Source organism: Paenibacillus sp. SRL342 (assembly GCF_984798905.1).
This window is the reverse complement of sequence record NZ_OZ481790.1, coordinates 2,468,379-2,482,144: the sequence shown is the minus strand read 5'-3', so window position 1 is coordinate 2,482,144 and position 13,766 is coordinate 2,468,379. Positions and strand designations below refer to the sequence as shown.

The 13,766-nt window shown below is 48.3% G+C and carries 14 protein-coding genes; 3 read left to right on the top strand and 11 right to left on the bottom strand.

The genetic code is table 11. From position 1 onward, the window contains the following. Positions 1–136: 136 nt before the first annotated feature. The 7 genes from fabG to AC4E8D_RS11365 all read right to left on the bottom strand — a co-directional run bounded on the left by fabG (position 137) and on the right by AC4E8D_RS11365 (position 5,659). Positions 137–886: a 3-oxoacyl-[acyl-carrier-protein] reductase gene (fabG, locus tag AC4E8D_RS11395; protein WP_017689228.1), complete on the bottom strand. Its 750-nt coding sequence runs from the start codon at positions 884–886 to the stop codon at positions 137–139. Positions 887–1,032: 146 nt separating this feature from the next. Further along, positions 1,033–1,974, bottom strand: coding sequence for an ACP S-malonyltransferase (gene fabD / locus AC4E8D_RS11390; protein ID WP_221824202.1), 942 nt, complete (start codon positions 1,972–1,974; stop codon positions 1,033–1,035). A 25-nt stretch (positions 1,975–1,999) separates the two neighbouring features. Next, the gene (locus AC4E8D_RS11385) at positions 2,000–2,989 is read right to left on the bottom strand and encodes a beta-ketoacyl-ACP synthase III (protein WP_091034990.1); all 990 of its coding nucleotides are present in this window, start codon (positions 2,987–2,989) and stop codon (positions 2,000–2,002) included. Between the two features lie 8 nt (positions 2,990–2,997). Then, entirely contained in the window at positions 2,998–3,993 is a 996-nt protein-coding gene (gene plsX, locus AC4E8D_RS11380; protein WP_047842458.1) for a phosphate acyltransferase PlsX, read from the bottom strand. Continuing rightward, the gene (gene fapR, locus AC4E8D_RS11375; protein WP_047842457.1) at positions 3,990–4,538 is read right to left on the bottom strand and encodes a transcription factor FapR; all 549 of its coding nucleotides are present in this window, start codon (positions 4,536–4,538) and stop codon (positions 3,990–3,992) included. The genes plsX and fapR overlap by 4 nt, the downstream gene beginning before the upstream one ends. A 372-nt stretch (positions 4,539–4,910) precedes the next feature. Next, complete coding sequence (gene rpmF / locus AC4E8D_RS11370; RefSeq protein ID WP_017689233.1) at positions 4,911–5,084, bottom strand: 50S ribosomal protein L32; 174 nt, start codon at positions 5,082–5,084, stop codon at positions 4,911–4,913. Between the two features lie 68 nt (positions 5,085–5,152). Next, positions 5,153–5,659 carry a YceD family protein gene (locus AC4E8D_RS11365; RefSeq protein WP_221824203.1) on the bottom strand — a complete coding sequence of 169 codons (507 nt, stop codon included), beginning with the start codon at positions 5,657–5,659 and terminating at the stop codon, positions 5,153–5,155. 462 nt (positions 5,660–6,121) lie between these two features. On the opposite strand from AC4E8D_RS11365, the gene hmpA reads away from it, so the two are divergent. Beyond that, on the top strand, positions 6,122–7,357 hold the full coding sequence (hmpA, locus tag AC4E8D_RS11360) for an NO-inducible flavohemoprotein (RefSeq protein ID WP_221824204.1): 1,236 nt from the start codon (positions 6,122–6,124) through the stop codon (positions 7,355–7,357). A 274-nt stretch (positions 7,358–7,631) separates the two neighbouring features. Then, entirely contained in the window at positions 7,632–8,864 is a 1,233-nt protein-coding gene (locus tag AC4E8D_RS11355) for a nucleotidyltransferase (protein WP_221824205.1), read from the top strand. Positions 8,865–9,212: 348 nt separating this feature from the next. On the opposite strand, the gene AC4E8D_RS11350 is transcribed toward AC4E8D_RS11355, so the two are convergent. Then, on the bottom strand, positions 9,213–10,253 hold the full coding sequence (locus AC4E8D_RS11350) for a SepM family pheromone-processing serine protease (RefSeq protein ID WP_221824206.1): 1,041 nt from the start codon (positions 10,251–10,253) through the stop codon (positions 9,213–9,215). A 232-nt stretch (positions 10,254–10,485) separates the two neighbouring features. Here AC4E8D_RS11350 and AC4E8D_RS11345 point away from each other — a divergent pair, with 232 nt between their 5' ends. Continuing rightward, positions 10,486–11,814 (top strand): nucleoside recognition domain-containing protein, encoded by a 1,329-nt coding sequence (locus tag AC4E8D_RS11345; RefSeq protein ID WP_221824207.1) that lies wholly within the window; start codon positions 10,486–10,488, stop codon positions 11,812–11,814. Here the strand turns inward: AC4E8D_RS11345 and coaD are convergent. From coaD to AC4E8D_RS11330, 3 genes are all read right to left on the bottom strand, one after another. Beyond that, positions 11,792–12,298 carry a pantetheine-phosphate adenylyltransferase gene (gene coaD, locus AC4E8D_RS11340; RefSeq protein WP_085981453.1) on the bottom strand — a complete coding sequence of 169 codons (507 nt, stop codon included), beginning with the start codon at positions 12,296–12,298 and terminating at the stop codon, positions 11,792–11,794. The two genes, AC4E8D_RS11345 and coaD, sit on opposite strands and share 23 nt — an antisense overlap. A gap of 1 nt (position 12,299) precedes the next feature. Further along, entirely contained in the window at positions 12,300–12,908 is a 609-nt protein-coding gene (rsmD, locus tag AC4E8D_RS11335; RefSeq protein WP_036609474.1) for a 16S rRNA (guanine(966)-N(2))-methyltransferase RsmD, read from the bottom strand. 302 nt (positions 12,909–13,210) lie between these two features. Further along, positions 13,211–13,645 (bottom strand): Imm44 family immunity protein, encoded by a 435-nt coding sequence (locus AC4E8D_RS11330; RefSeq protein WP_221824208.1) that lies wholly within the window; start codon positions 13,643–13,645, stop codon positions 13,211–13,213. Positions 13,646–13,766 lie beyond the last annotated feature (121 nt).

Sequence of the window (13,766 nt, the reverse complement as noted above, 5' to 3'; positions counted from 1 at the left end):
TTTGGTATTATACGAGAATCGCAGGCAAAATGCCATAGAAGACATATGCGGCTCCCGGCCGGGGAACCCGGCCTTTTTCCGGCATTTCGGATCGTCCAGCGCCTGTTCCCCGACTATTGTTCAAGTCCGGGAAGAATTACATGTACATGCCACCATCGACATGCAGCGTCTGCCCTGTCATATAAGATGAAGCCTGTGAAGCCAGGAAAGTGACTACACCGGCGATTTCATCCGGCTGACCCAAACGGGACAACGGAATACCACTTAGCATACCGTCCACCAGCTCCTGGGACAACTCTTTTGTCATATCTGTCTCAATGAAACCTGGTGCAACACAGTTAACTGTGATTCCACGAGAAGCCAGTTCACGAGCAGATGCCTTTGTCAGCCCAATGACTCCTGCTTTGGCAGCAACATAGTTTGCTTGTCCAGCATTACCGAGCACACCTACAACCGAGGAGATATTGATAATTCTTCCCGACCGTTGTTTCATCATTGGACGTGTAACCGCCTTAAGGCAGTTAAACACACCTTTAAGATTGGTTTCAATAACCTGATCGAATTCTTCCTCTTTCATACGCATGATCAGATTATCACGGGTAATACCGGCATTGTTCACCAGAATATCAACGTTTCCCCATGCTTCGAGTGTAGCTTTGACCATTTGTTCAGCTTCATCCATCAGGCCAACATTGGCTTGAAGTGTAATCGCTTTGACTCCTTTGGCACGAATCGCTTCCGCCACTTCCTCAGCTGCCGCTTGACTACCCGCATAATTCACGGCTACGTTCGCTCCAGCTTCAGCAAGTGCCAGTGCAATACTGCGCCCAATGCCCCGGGATGCCCCGGTAACGAGTGCATTTTTACCTTCTAATGGTTTAGACATAATCATTCCTCCTTTCCCCAAATCTATATCAGTTCAACCAAAGAATGTTTACACTTGCCACTCCGATGACAGAATAACCTTCCGATCGCTGTTATCCCCAGATTTTTTCTGTCCTCTCCGTTCTCATGTAAAAAGTTTAGTTTAACTCATATAACTCCTTCTAATTCACTTGCCGTTGCTTCGAGCGTTTCAATACTGTTCACATTGTACAATTTTACGGTTTTATCTGTTTTTTTAATCAAACCGGTCAATACACTGCCAGATCCAATCTCGATGAACGTATCCACGCCTTGCTCAATAAGCCATGTCACACTGTCTTCCCATAATACAGGAGAATAGACCTGAGCTGTCAACAAATCCTGAACCTGTCCATCCTCTGCAGGTCTTGCAGTCACATTAGCGACTACAGGGACCGCTGCCGGTGAGAACGTAACGGTTTTCAGTTTCTCTGCCAGCTTCTCAGCTGCACCCTTCATCAATGAAGAGTGGAACGGACCGCTTACTTCCAATGCAATGGCGCGTTTACCGCCTGCTTCTTTCACTCGTCCCGCGACAGCAGCTACGCCCTCCTTCACACCAGAAATGACGATTTGTCCCGGACAATTAATATTGGCAAGTTCAACCGCATGACCACTTTCAGATACGTCACGGCAAAGCACCCCCAGCGCTTCCCGATCCGCACCCAACACAGCAGCCATCGCTCCTTGTCCACCTGGTACTGCCTGTTCCATATACTGACCACGTGCCCGTACAGTGCTCACTGCGTCAGCAAACGAAAGAACGCCCGCTGCCACCAGTGCACTGTATTCTCCCAGACTGTGTCCAGCCGTATAGTCAGGCTGAATTCCTTTTTCTTTGAAAGCTTCAAGCAAGGCAATACTTGCTGTCAACAGAGCCGGTTGTGTATTTGATGTCTGTTTCAACTCGGTCTCCGGTCCTTCAAATACAAGGTTGCTCAGCGAGAAACCCAATGTTTCATCTGCTGTGCGAAAAATTTCAGTTGCCGCAGGCACGGACTCATACGCGTCCTTGGCCATGCCTACAGCCTGTGATCCCTGTCCGGGAAATACAAATGCTATTTTACCCATCTCATTCATCTCCCAGATGTCTATTTTACCAAACGAGTACCGATGCACCCCATGTCAAACCGCCACCGAATCCAACCATCAGAACGGTATCTCCGGCTTTCATGCGACCTTCCTCCGCAGCTTCTACCAGAGCAAGCGGGATGGAAGCTGCCGATGTGTTTGCATACTTATCCACGTTGACTACAACCTTTTCTTCAGGAAGTTCAAGTCGTTGCATCGCAGATTGGATAATCCGAATATTCGCTTGGTGAGGAACAAACAGATCCACATCCGTACGCTCCATGCCAGCCTTGCGTAATACCTCAATGGTAGCCGTCCCCATGACACGTACCGCAAACTTGAACACTTCACGACCGTTCATGTAGATGTAATGTTTTTTATTTTCAACGGTCTCTGCGGAAGCAGGCAGACGGGAACCGCCGCCTTCCATCTGAAGAAGACTACCGCCAGCACCTTCGGCACCGAGATCGAATGCTTTGAAGCCGCGACCTTCCGGAACTTCACCAACGACTACCGCGCCTGCTCCATCACCAAAAAGGACACATGTGTTGCGGTCTGTATAATCCGTAATGCGAGACAAGCAGTCTGCACCAATAACAAGTGCATTGTTGTACATACCGCTTTGGATGAAGCTCGTAGCACTAGCCAAACCGTATACAAATCCGGAACAAGCAGCCGACAGATCAAATGCCGCGGCACCTTTTGCACCCAATTTGTCCTGCAAGATGCAAGCTGTCGATGGGAACGAAGAATCCGGGGTAATGGTTGCAACAATAATCAGATCAAGATCACTGCCTGTCATGCCTGCAGATTCAAGGGCTTTAATAGCCGCTTCGTATGCCAGATCAGAAGTTGCCTGATCGGGTGCAGCGATGTGACGCTCTTTGATTCCAGTACGACTGACGATCCACTCGTCATTGGTATCGACCATTTTCTCCAGATCGCTATTTGTCAAAATTTTCTCAGGCACATATTTCCCTGTACCAATAACCCCTACTGGGCGCAAATTATTCATATCGTCACTCACTTCCCGCTAATTTCCTTAGATATGCTCTCTACCAGCTGATTCTGCACTGCAATCCGAGCTTGACGCACAGCATTTTTGATGGCATTGCCATCAGCAGATCCATGACTTTTCACAACCAGTCTACTCAAACCAAGGAGTGGCGCTCCGCCATGCTCCGTATAATCCAGCTTACGTTTCAACCCACGCAGCTCAGGCATTAGTACAGCTGCAGCCAGTTTACTTTTGAGAGAAGATGAGAATTGTTCCTTAAGCAAGGCGAAAATGGCACCTGCTGTGCCCTCTAGCGATTTCAGCAGGATATTCCCTGCAAAACCGTCACATACAAGCACATCACAAGCACCAGTCAGCACATCACGTGCCTCAACATTACCGACAAACCGAATTGGGAGTTGTTCCAGTAAAGGGTATGCATGTTTGGTTAACTCATTTCCCTTGCCTGGCTCTGTTCCTACATTGAGCAAGCCCACTCGTGGGGACTCAATGCCCTGTACTTTTTGCCGATACAAACTGCCCATCAGGCCATATTGTGCAAGGTGCTCCGGTTTGGCATCCATATTCGCTCCTAGATCCAGCGCAAGCACACCTACATCATCAATCGTTGGAATCATAGGCGCAAGCGCCGGACGTTCAATGCCTGCCATGCGACCTACAACAAGCAAACCCGCTGTCATGAGCGCTCCAGTATTGCCCGCCGAGATCATCGCGTCCGCTTCGCCCTCTTTCAGCATACGGCCTGCGACCACCATGGAGGCATCCTTTTTGCGACGCACTGCTTTGACGGGTTCATCATCCGAACCAATAACTTCGGAAGCATGCCGGACCGTAAGATTGGCAGGTCTAACACCTGACTGACTCAAAAGAGGTTCCAGCTTGGCTTCATCGCCGATCAGGACGATCTGTGTATCCGCCCATTCCGTGGCTGCGGCAATCGCACCTTCTACCGTTGATGCAGGTGCATTGTCGCCTCCCATGGCATCAATGACGATTTTCATTCCAAATGACCTCCTTCTCCGCTGTCTTCTCCACCTGAATGGTAGATTACAAAGTTGCCTTGAAACACCATTTCTTCACCTACATAAGTGAATACTTCCACTTTGGCTTTGCCCTTTTGACCCGGAATCGATCTCACATAAGCCTTTGCAATACATTTCTCTCCCAAATGAACCGAACGGACAAAGCGAATGTCTGCTGATGCAGTCAACGCGATCTCGTCATTAATAATCGCTACAGCCAAGGAGTTAGCCTGTGCAAAGACATAGTGTCCACGTGCAATGCCTGTTCTGGAAAACACGTGTTCTTCCTTAATCTCAAACAGGGAAATCCCGCTTTTATCCAGCTGTAGATCCACAATATCACCGATAATCTCATGCAAGGGCAACGAGCGTACCTGATCATACGAGAGCTCTGCCATCAGTTTCATGCGTTCCCGAAGTTCAGGTATTCCAAGTTCCAGCCTGTCAAGACGAATCGTCTGAATACTCACCTTCAATTGGCGTGTAAGTTCCTGATCCGTCACAAACGGGTTCTCTTCTATCATTTTGGTTAACTGCTGTTGCCTCTGTCTCTTCGGTACACGTTCGATGCCTGACACCCCCCGCTGTATCGTTTACGGAACCGTCCCGTCCGGCCAGTTCAACCATTCTTTCGTGTTGCTTCTATAGTTGCATCCCTGGTCACCAGGGTCGTTCTCAAACGGATTATGGTTCATCTATATGTAACGTCAAATCTTAGAACCTGGTACTAAACTATAGTATATCTCATCCCGTATCAAAAAGAAAGACTGGCCTAACAAAAACAATACACCCCTGTGAAGCACGGATTTCATGCCTGCCAACTCCCTCTATAGCCACCCTCTAATCCAAAAAAAGTAGCACCTCATCGAAATGAAGTGCTACTTAATGTCCAACTATTATTGAGAGATGATCTCTCTTGCTTTGTACGTTCCGCACACTTTGCACACGTGGTGACTAAGTTTAAGTTCGCCACATTGTTCACATTTCACCATGCCCGGTACAGCCAATTTAAAGTGAGTGCGACGTTTGTCGCGACGCGTCTTGGACGTTCTCCGTTGAGGTACTGCCATTATTCCCACCTCCTTATCAAAATCAACCTTTGCAGGTAGTTGTTACAATGTTCGATTTTCAATCATGCTCATTTAAAAAAATCCTTGAGCCCTGCAAGCCGCGGATCGATAACCTGGTTATCACAACCGCAGTCACCTTCGTTCAGCTCATGGCCACACTTGGGGCATAACCCTTTGCATGTATCGCTGCATAGCGGTATAAACGGAAGATCCAGCAGAAAAGCTTCCTCAGCATAACCCTTCAGATCAACGCTATCTCCATCCACATAGAGCGTATCATCGTCTTCGTGTAATCCCTCTGGCTGTTTTCCCTGCTTGAATTGCTCATGAAAATCAATATGAAAATGTTCATTGATCGGCTTGAGACAACGGGAGCACAACATGTCCACTCCTATGGTCAGCTTGCCATGAACATCCACAACGTCACCTTCTCTGAATTCTGCAGATAAATCCGCAGTCAGCGGGGTAACGGCTGTGATATCTTGTCGGTTAGAAACCAGTTCCTTGATATCCCACTGTTCGTTAAACTTCAGCGGGCCATCACTGGTAGCCACTTTGCGAAATGGCATTAACATTTCCATCACTCCAAACGAAACCAATTTCATAATTCGTATCAAACGTATCACGACAGTTATACAGGTCAAGCCTTCTTTTGTAAAGCAGTAAATCCTGACTGTATGTATTCTGACGCTTCATCGTTAAAAGTATTATGAAATTGACTTAACAAACAAAAATCATTATACCGATTTTTCAAGACGTTTGTCAACACTTTTAACTTTACACCCTTTTTAAAACCAATGGCTCAGAACCGTTTACTCCATCTGGTCTATTATAGACTCACTTCAAGATAAACTACAAGTCGTCATTTTAGTTGTAGTTCCTTGCAAACATCGGTCACATTTCGTTAACGTTTAGTGTGATCTATATCACACAGACCTACTTGCTCCCTATCTATACTTGCTATAAACCGAGGCACGATCAGCTCCATGACCGATTTATTATCCAACTATTTCATATCATATCGGGAGGGAAAATATATGTTAAATGAGCACACAATTAGAATCATTAAATCTACAGTCCCCGTACTTGAAGTCCACGGCGAAGCGATCACACGCCACTTCTACGAAACGATGTTCACAGCTCATCCGGAACTGCTGAATATTTTCAATCATACAAATCAGAAACAGGGGCGGCAGCAAGCCGCCCTCGCCAATATGGTGTACACCGCCGCCCTTCATATCGATAATCTGTCCTCCATCTTGCCTGCCGTCCGGCAAGTTGCACATAAACATCGCAGCCTGGGTATCGTTCCCGAGCAATATGCGATTGTCGGCACCTATCTGCTTCAAGCCATCAAAGATGTGCTTGGAGATGCGGCAACGGATGAAATTATCACGGCGTGGGGCGAAGCCTATAATGTCATTGCAGGCGCCTTTATCGGGATCGAACAGGATATGTATACAGAAGCGAAAAACCAGACAGGTGGCTGGGAAGGATTCCGGACATTCAAAGTTGCCAAGAAAGTTCAGGAAAGCGAAGTCATCACGTCCTTTTATCTCGTTCCAGCCGATGGTCAGTCCATTGCCAGTTATGAACCGGGACAATACATCAGCATCAAAATCCAGCCAGAGGCACAGTCATTTACCCAGATTCGTCAGTATAGCCTTTCAGATGCCCCGGGTAAACCCCACTATCGCATTTCCGTTAAGCGTGAACGAGGTGTGTTAGAGCGCCCTGACGGAGTTATCTCGACGTATCTACACGATCACATTGAAGAAGGCAGTCAGGTGGAGATATCCGCTCCTGCTGGCGACTTCACGCTAAATGCAGACGATCAACGACCTGTTGTTCTCCTGAGTGGTGGTGTCGGTCTAACGCCCATGATCAGCATGTTAAATACGCTGGTTAACTTGAACGATAACCGTGCAATTACATTTTTACATGCAAGTCCGAATGGTCAATCTCACGCCTTCCGTGATCATGTGAACAGTCTGGCCGAACGTAATCAGGGCGTTAAAGCTTATTATTGTTATACTCAACCTGAGGGTTCTGATCGTACGAACAATCACTTTCATAAGGAAGGTTATATGGATGCGGCCTGGCTTCGTCAAGTGATCGATGAACTGGATTCCACTTATTATCTGTGCGGACCCGTTTCGTTCATGCGGGCAGTGTATACGGAGCTTCAGGCGCTTGGTGTTGCAGCGGACAACATTCATTATGAATTTTTCGGGCCCAAAGCAAGTCTTTCTCCCGCACCGGAAAGTGTCTAAACGTTGTGAAATGTGATTAGCTCCTAATGTATAAGTGTATAGGTACGTGTCCTATCCTGCTGATTTATCAAGGTGAAGAGGACGTTCGTCGATTATCAAAAATGTGTACTATACAATAGATTTGCAGGCACACAGTCTGACATCCGTTGATGTTGGATTTGTGCCTTTTTCTTGTCTGAATTGGTGCATGATTTGATCTAATACATGACATCCCCTATGATGGAATGGATGTTATACATACTCGGTTATCCAATCGAAAGGAGGACGTCTAATCATGAAAGCCGTAGGCGTCATTGTTGAATATAACCCCTTGCACAATGGGCATGTTTATCATTTGCAGGAAGCTCGGCGGCTAAGCGGCGCAGACGCCGTTGTTGCGGTCATGAGCGGCCCTTTTCTCCAGCGTGGCGAACCCGCCATCGTAGGTAAAAGGGCACGCACCGAGATGGCGCTGCACGCAGGCGCCGATCTCGTGCTTGAACTGCCGGTTGCCTACGCGGTCCAACCGGCCGAGTGGTTTGCCTTCGGTGCGGTCTCGCTGCTGCACCGCACCGGCATTGTGGACTCGCTCTGCTTTGGCAGCGAGTCCGGCGACCTGGACAGCCTGCAGCGCATTGCGCGCGTGCTGGCTGTGGAGCCCGCAGGGATGCGCGAGGACATCGCGCGCCGCCTGCGGGAAGGCGCCAGCTACCCCGCCGCGTACGCAGGCGCGGCGGCGGCGCTGGCGCCCGGCGGCGTCGATGCTCACGACGCCGCTGCACTGCTGGAGCAGCCCAACAATTCGCTTGGGCTGCACTACCTGATCGCGCTGCAACGACTTGGCAGCGCGATCCAGCCCTTTACGGCGGCGCGTACCGGTGCCGCGTATCATGAGGCGACGCCCGGGCCGGGGGCGATCGCCAGTGCTACAGCCGTCCGCCGCCTGCTGATGGCGGACGGACCCGATGCCGCCGCACCATACGTGCCGGCGACAACCCTTGCCATTCTGCATCGCGAATGGCAGGAAGGGCGCGCTCCCATACACTGGGAGCGCTTTGCACAGCCGCTGTTGCACCTTGCGGCCACCCGCCGTGCCTCCGAGCTGGAACGCATCGCCGAAGTCACGGAAGGCCTGGAACACCGGGTGAGCCGTGCACTCGCTCAGCTCCCGGAGCCTTCAGTCGAAGCACTCCTGAATGCAATGAAGACCAAACGATACACACGCACCAAACTCCAGCGTATGCTCGCCCACCTGCTCCTGAATCACACCAAAGCCGAGTGTTCACCAGAGCAATTGGCTGCCGGACCTGGATATCTCCGAGTCCTCGGATTTAATACTCAAGGACAGAGCCTGCTTAAACAAATGAAGAAGACCGCGTCACTGCCTGTTGTACTGAAACCGTCGACGTTCACACACAATCAACTTGAACTGGATATACAAGCTCAGGTTGCGTATGGGCTCGCTTGCGAGCATAAGGACACACGCAAGATGTTCAGTGACTACTATGAGTCGCCAGTGAGACTGTAATCCGCTTTTGACCATAAGGCTTCATCTCTAACGAGCTTTTTTCCATCATCAAACAGATCATTGATATCCACTATTCGTTACTCAACTATACAATTTTAAAAAATCCCCTTGCTGCACGCCACTCAGGCACCTCGCAACAAGGGGATTTCCTTATTCACTTCTCTTGTTCTCTTAATTCTTTTTCTCTTAACTCTTTTCGTTATCTTTACCCCTTTGGGTCTATTAAGTCTGTTGATCTTCTCAATCTCTTGATCACACTTCATTCCACTGTAATCAATTATTCGAATTCATCCGTACTTTATCCATCCGGTTCAACGCTGGCTCGATCTCTTCCCGCTCGATGATAACCTATGATTTCACGGACAAGGTTTTCAGGTAAGCCAGCGCATCTTCCACCGTGCTCACAGGCACAAGTTTCATTTTGGTGCCAATCTGTTCAGCCTTGGCTGCTGCTTCCTTATAGTTATCCTTCGGCACAAAGAAAATCTCGGCTTCTTTTCGGTCAGCGGCTACAATCTTGTGCACTACACCGCCAATGGCACCCACCACACCATCCTTGGTAATGGTACCTGTACCCGCAATTCGATGCCCCTTGGTCAGATCTCCAGGTGTTAACTGGTTATAGATCTCCAGCGTAAACATCAAGCCGGCAGACGGACCACCAACCTGAGTATCTGTGAAAGAGATCTGTTTGTTCGGGTCTTCAGCTTTCACCTTCTGAACCGCACCGATCATTACTCCGAGTCCCGAGCGGGCTTCACCCGTTTTACTGTCTTTTACCTGAATCAGTTTCACGTCCCGGCTAATGGTCTCCCCACCACGTTCCAGTTGCATTTCGACCGTATCTCCGACTTTTTTATCTTTTAACTGGGCAGAAAGCACCGTATTATCCGGCGTAGCTGTTCCATTCACTCCCAGAATAATATCGCCCGGAGCAATATCTCCTTCCGGTTTTGGGTCTTCGGACAATCCAAATACAAAGATATGTTCAGGTACAATAGAGTACGTCACACCAGCCTGCTCATATGCAGCCTCCATTGCGGAGGATTGTGAGTCACTCATGAACCACACCTGTTCGGCAGAGTATTCCGCTTCGCTTTTGCCGCGCAGTCGGTCTTCCTTTTTATCCACTTGAGCATTTTTATTGAACAGAGAGGTTCCTAGCAAAAACACATTGGCATATGTTGCCGACACGGTTGTCATCATGAACACACCGCGTTCTTCCTGGTCTCCACCCTTAACGGTTACCATTGGTTTTACTTCATCTGCACTGCCAGGCATATATATGATATACGGCGTTGGCATGTACACGGCAACATAGACGACCAGAGCCACCACGATCACAAAGATCGAAGCTCTGAATCCGCCAGATTTCCGAATCCGATTCATCGCATGAGCCTCCGTTCTTTGTATCTCTATAATAAGCGATCGTAATTCCATCCTGTTTAATCATTTTTTTCAAGTCTAACACTCTGGTCCTTGTGCATACAATGGTACAGGCCGGATAGGCCGCTGTATACAAAATCCTGTCCGGTCAAGGCCGAACCGCCCTTCGGGCGTTATTCGGCCGTCCATAATGATTAAGATGCCGAATCGGCGTTATCTGATATGAGGTGAAACGATGACATTACAGAGCGAGGTTAGAGATTCTGGCCCGTTGCGAACGATAATCCTAAGTACTGGCGCTTTAATGTTGGTCATTGCGGTAGTTGCTTCCCCCAAAGAAGCGTTTGATGCCTCTATTCAAGGTCTGGATATATGGTGGAAAATCATCTTCCCTGCCATGCTCCCGTTCCTCATGTTATCCCAAATGCTCACTGCGTTTGGCTTCACCCACGCGATCGGCGCCTTGCTTGGACCGTTAATGCAACGCTGGTTCAGACTTCCAGGCAACGCAGGTCTGGCGATTGCCGTAGGCATGTGCGGCGGATTTCCCGCAGGAGCAGATGCGGTATCCCGTTTATTTCAGGATAGACAAATTACCGCCAAGCAGGCGGTTGTCCTTGCGGCGGCATCTCATTTTGCCAATCCAATGATGATCATTTTGGTCGTTGGTGCTGCTTTTCTCCACCAGCCAGCGGCCGGATATTTTCTACTCGTGGTCCACTGGATCAGCGGCTGGATTGCTGTCATTCTTGCCACACGTCTCCTGCCTGCACCTGGTAACCAGACAAACAAGGTTGGCTCAACAGCCGTACAAGCAGATAACAGCTCTCTTGATTCTCAGCCTGCAAATTCCACAAGTCGCTCATCTGCACCGAACCACGCAACGTTCAAACGACGCAGTATATGGTCCGATATGATGATTGCAGCCAGGGAAGCCCATCGTCGTGATGGAAGGGGATTTGGCAAACTGTTAGGTGACACCGTATCCCAAGCTGTGCAGACCTTGATGATGACTGGAGGATACATGATCGGTTTTGCCGTGTTTATCCGGCTGGTCTCCCTTTATCTGACGCCCGGGTCCTCTGCTGCGCTGTGGCCAGCTTTCTTTGAGCTTCATCTGGGCACCTATCATTTGAGCCAGACTTCACTTACACCCATGCTGCTCATGTCTCTACTTGCAGCCGTTCTGGGATGGGGTGGTTTATGTTCCCATCTGCAAGTCTCTGCTGTCCTGAAAACAACTGGTCCGGGCACCAAATCGATGTTGTACTTTGCTGGAGTTCGCCTGACTCATGGCTTAATCGCCTTTTTTATCAGTCTGTTCCTATGGATGCCGTTCAGCCGTTATAGCACAGAAGTCTGGACCACATTACAGACGAATGCAGAGCAGAACCTCACGACACCATTCGGTTGGCTATTCATACATAGTCCAGGTAACACATACACGATCAACACCATTTGGAGTGTCTTCCCTGTTGCATGCATGGGTCTTGCGTTACTTCTTGCAGTCATGGTTAGTCTATCCGGTCTTACCTTCTGGTTTAACCGCCGGTTTTCTCGCTGATTTTCTGACGGAGCGCAGCTTCCACTTCAGGTGAGACAAGATCTGTAACATCTCCATGATAATGAGCAATTTCTTTGACGATGCTGGAACTTAAATAGGAATATTTGGGATTTGTCATCATAAATATGGTTTCCGCATCTGGGTTCAACTTGCTATTGGTCGATGCCAATTGCAACTCATATTCAAAATCAGTTACCGAGCGTATACCGCGGACGATGACCTGAGCTTCCTTTTGCCGGACGTAATTGGCTGTCAGATCGCGGAAACTGTCCACCTCCACATTGGGTAGATGGCGGGTTACTTCCGTAATCAGTTCTTTGCGTTCCTCCACCGTAAACAGCGGATTTTTGCTCATATTGTTCAACACAGCCACAATGACGCGATCAAATTGCTTCGACGCTCTGGCGATAATATCCAGATGTCCCATCGTTACGGGATCAAAACTTCCAGGATATACGGCGATCCGTTCCTGTCGATGTATCATTTCAGTCATGAGGAGCCTCCTCTTCCGGTGTAATGGATTCTCCATCTTCAACTGCTTCAGGCGCATAATAATAGATGGATACTGCCGTCTCCCCATACAAAGCCTTGCGCGTTTGTTCAAACGGGCCGAATTGCTCAGGGTAATCATGTTTGGATTCATATTCAAGCACGATGGTTGCTTCGGGTTCCAGAAGCTCCAGTTCGTGCATGGTCAGCATTAACTCGTGCCCATTCTTCATGCGATATGGAGGGTCGAGAAACACCAGATCAAACGTTGTGCCTCGTTTTGCGAGTGCCTTCAACGCACGACCTGCATCATTACGATATACGGCCGCCTGGTCTTCCAGCTTGGTCGCCTTCAGATTCATGCGGATAACTTCAATACTTTTTGATTCCAAATCAACAAAAACAGCCTTGTCCATGCCGCGGCTCAGCGCCTCAATACCGAGACCTCCACTGCCTGCAAACAGATCCAATGCTGTGCCGCCCTCAAAATAAGGACCAACCATGCTAAATAACGCTTCCTTCACCTTGTCGGTGGTTGGCCGCGTACCCGTGCCAGGAACAGCCTTCAGCGGCCTGCCTTTTGCACTCCCAGATACCACTCTCACTTGACGAGTCACCTTTTCTCTATGTAAGTTTATTGATACGACTATCGTACCACATTCGGGTTCAGTTTGAAAAATGTGCGGTCTTCATTTCCCTTGGAAAATTGTTGACGAATTGTTGACGCATATGTATAAAAAGGAAACAATCGGGCGATTCTATAATTATCGACATCACAAGTGTCGTAGACAACCGCGGAGAAGACTTACGTTTCCCCATAAGCTCTTCGTCCGGTTTCTCCTCTCCCATGAAAAAGAAGCTCTCGAAAGAGAGCTTCTTTTTGTTGTTTATGTTTTCATTTATTTTGCTAGTTATACTTTTCTTCAAATTCACTTATTTCGGCTTCCTCTTCGGTCTGCAACCATCCAATCTCCCTCAGCCACATGCCCATATCTGCAATAAATTCATTTGTGTTTAGATGTTCAATCTTGTATTTCTGTATCTTTTCACTTAAAAAAACATAAAACTCATGGCTTAACACATACCGTTGTTTGCTTTTGCTTAATGTCTTATACCGATCCTCGCTGACCACCAGATCAAAATAGATGACATTCTCCTTCTTCACATGTCTGACCGTCGACTTCCGCTCATATTCTTCAGGAAGACACCTGAAAACAAAGAAGAGTTCAATATCGACTATTTTATATTTGCTTTCTGCTTTATCAAAAACAGGCTGCAACTCATCCGAAAGATTGGCAACTTGCGTTAAACCTGAAGTGTCAGTTGATTGGCCCAGAATCATCACTAAACTCCTCCTTGTTCATTTTCACCATTCATAATGAAACTGAAAAAGGTTGACTAGTGATGTAATCTCCGTCAACCTTTCCTATGTTCATCCTTCTTGTGCCTCATCCCAACGTAGC

Coding starts and splice junctions, on each gene's coding strand:
- coaD (WP_085981453.1), bottom strand. CDS start 12,298: ATGATACATCGACAGGAACGGATCGCCGTATATCCTGGAAGTTTTGAT.
- AC4E8D_RS11365 (WP_221824203.1), bottom strand. CDS start 5,659: ATGTTAATGCCATTTCGCAAAGTGGCTACCAGTGATGGCCCGCTGAAG.
- hmpA (WP_221824204.1), top strand. CDS start 6,122: ATGTTAAATGAGCACACAATTAGAATCATTAAATCTACAGTCCCCGTA.
- fabD (WP_221824202.1), bottom strand. CDS start 1,974: ATGGGTAAAATAGCATTTGTATTTCCCGGACAGGGATCACAGGCTGTA.
- AC4E8D_RS11355 (WP_221824205.1), top strand. CDS start 7,632: ATGAAAGCCGTAGGCGTCATTGTTGAATATAACCCCTTGCACAATGGG.
- AC4E8D_RS11345 (WP_221824207.1), top strand. CDS start 10,486: ATGACATTACAGAGCGAGGTTAGAGATTCTGGCCCGTTGCGAACGATA.
- rpmF (WP_017689233.1), bottom strand. CDS start 5,084: ATGGCAGTACCTCAACGGAGAACGTCCAAGACGCGTCGCGACAAACGT.
- plsX (WP_047842458.1), bottom strand. CDS start 3,993: ATGAAAATCGTCATTGATGCCATGGGAGGCGACAATGCACCTGCATCA.
- fabG (WP_017689228.1), bottom strand. CDS start 886: ATGTCTAAACCATTAGAAGGTAAAAATGCACTCGTTACCGGGGCATCC.
- AC4E8D_RS11330 (WP_221824208.1), bottom strand. CDS start 13,645: ATGATTCTGGGCCAATCAACTGACACTTCAGGTTTAACGCAAGTTGCC.
- AC4E8D_RS11385 (WP_091034990.1), bottom strand. CDS start 2,989: ATGAATAATTTGCGCCCAGTAGGGGTTATTGGTACAGGGAAATATGTG.
- fapR (WP_047842457.1), bottom strand. CDS start 4,538: ATGATAGAAGAGAACCCGTTTGTGACGGATCAGGAACTTACACGCCAA.
- AC4E8D_RS11350 (WP_221824206.1), bottom strand. CDS start 10,253: ATGAATCGGATTCGGAAATCTGGCGGATTCAGAGCTTCGATCTTTGTG.